Raw genomic sequence first — 2,156 nt, 5'->3', positions numbered from 1 at the left:
TTTTGGGTGATTAAATTCGTAATAAATAACTTTTCTGCTTCTTTTTCAATTTCTTCTTTATATGCAGCACCATATTTTTCTTGCATTTTTAGATCAACATAACCTTTATAACATCCTTGGGTTTGACCTAGAGCAGTCACGCATCCAAGTTCTTGCACTCCTAACTTAAATTTTTTCTTTTTTAAGACTACATTTAATTCAGTTTCGTAAGGTTTGACGCTGCATCCAAAGCAAATCGTTTTTACATAAACCCCGGAGAAATTTTTCAAATCCGTTTTTCCACGCTCAATATCGTTGATACATAAACTGTCCGTTTTATCAGGGGTTAATAAGTATTTTGCATCTTGCCCCTTTATAGTAATCTTTTCAAGTGTGTCATTTTCTATACCGTTATTTTGTAAATCACTCACAGAATTATTTCTACAACTGGAAATTGCAATCAATAGAAGAAAGTAAAATTTGGGGTAATTTTTCATAAAATGGCAGTTAACGTCCGGCGGCTTCACGTCAGTTGCGGCTTTTGGAACTGAGTACTCTCGGCTGGACAAAACGAAGTTATGGAAAAAGCGTTTACATTTTACACGGAAAGTAGCAATTGCGTGAAACCGCTGTTAGCTGCCGTTGTTTCCAAATTCATCGTTTTCCAAATCATATAATGGGATGGGGAATTTGCAAAATTCGATAAGGAGTTCTTTTTCTTCAAAAGTCAAAAGGTTTTGTTCAATATCATCTTCTTCAACAGCGCTCCGCAATGCACAAATAATAGTAAAGATTTCTTTCTTTTTTGCCAAATCGGTTACTTCTTTAAACGTAACAAATTCAGAATAAATGCTTGCAATTTGTTCCCAAATATGTATTTCATCTTTTGGATGCATGTCGCGTTGAAATCCTTCTACCCAATAACTGAATGAATGTGGATATACTTCAAATAAAGCAGATCTAATAAGACGAATCCTAGTAATTAAATCAATTGAAAATGTTGCATGTCTAATTGGACCGAACTTCAATTGTTTGGCTTCATCGGGTGTCAATTTTGTAACGGGACTCTTCTTGACGAGTTCATCAAAAGCTTTTCGTGTCATAATATTTTGAAATAAATCTTCTCGAATTACTTCAAGTACTTCCACTACAACATCTTCGATGAGTTTGTTTTCAGTAACGATAGCTAGTTTATCTGATAGATATGGACTAAAATCTCTAACTTCTTCAAGTGTAACTCCATGCCAAATAGGAATAATTATTCCAGGGTTGGTTATCTCGTATGCATTTAAAGCTCGAAGTTCATATTCTGTCCAATTTTTTTTGAAAAATGATTTTGAAAGAACAACTAAACCGAACTGAGACTTTTTTAAGCCTTGCTCGATTGATCTACTAAGGCTAACGCCGGGCTTTAATGTAAATTCGTCGTACCAAATTTTGGCACCAAACTCAACAACTTTTTTGCATAGTGGTCTTACAAAATATTCTTTATCTTCTGATGCGTGGCTTATAAATGCGTCAAATTCCTTCATATTGTTGATAACGTCGTTTTACAATGGCAGCTAACGTCCGGCGGCTTCACGTCAGTTGCGGCTTTCGAAGCTGAGTATTCTCGGCGTGGACAAAACGAAGTTATGGAAAAAGCGGTTACATTTTACAAGGGAAGTAGCAATTGCGTGAAACCGCTGTTAACTGCCGTTTTTATTCGAAGCGGATTCGTAGTGTATTTTCGGTACGAGCTACGTTTCCTTTATATTTACCTGGTTTCCAATGATTATAATCTCCTTTTAAAATACTTATTGCCTGATCAATAAAAACTTGTTTATGTTCTTCGTTTTCTGGATTTTCGTTAGCCCAATTACTTAATTTAATATTGCTAATTGTTCCGTCTTTTTCTACTATGAATGACATATCAATTGCAAAGAATTTATTATTGACAACAGGAATAACTGTTTCCATTGTTGTGTAATAATTGCTTTCAATATTTACTTTAGAACTTATTATTTTTGGTTTTTCGGCTTCGTCTAAATCATACACACTTATTATTTTGTTTTGGGTGATTAAATTCGTAATAAATAACTTTTCTGCTTCTTTTTCAATTTCTTCTTTATATGCAGCACCATATTTTTCTTGCATTTTTAGATCAACATAACCTTTATAACATCCTTGGGTTTGAC

General features: G+C 34.0%; 3 protein-coding genes. All 3 read right to left on the bottom strand.

Translation table 11 applies throughout. From position 1 onward, the window contains the following. On the bottom strand, window positions 1-476 hold a 476-nt coding region (locus CFE23_RS16565), incomplete at its 3' end, for a hypothetical protein (RefSeq protein WP_291090569.1). Between the two features lie 135 nt (window positions 477-611). Next, window positions 612-1,511 carry a toll/interleukin-1 receptor domain-containing protein gene (locus CFE23_RS16560; RefSeq protein WP_291090566.1) on the bottom strand — a complete coding sequence of 300 codons (900 nt, stop codon included), beginning with the start codon at window positions 1,509-1,511 and terminating at the stop codon, window positions 612-614. Window positions 1,512-1,680: 169 nt separating this feature from the next. After that, a partial coding sequence (locus CFE23_RS16555; RefSeq protein ID WP_291090563.1) for a hypothetical protein occupies window positions 1,681-2,156 on the bottom strand: 476 nt, incomplete at its 5' end.

Source organism: Flavobacterium sp. BFFFF1 (genome assembly GCF_002256285.1).
Taxonomy (GTDB): Bacteria; Bacteroidota; Bacteroidia; order Flavobacteriales; family Flavobacteriaceae; genus Flavobacterium.
The sequence above is the reverse complement of the archived record's forward strand: the minus strand, read 5'-3'. Positions and strand labels throughout refer to the sequence as shown.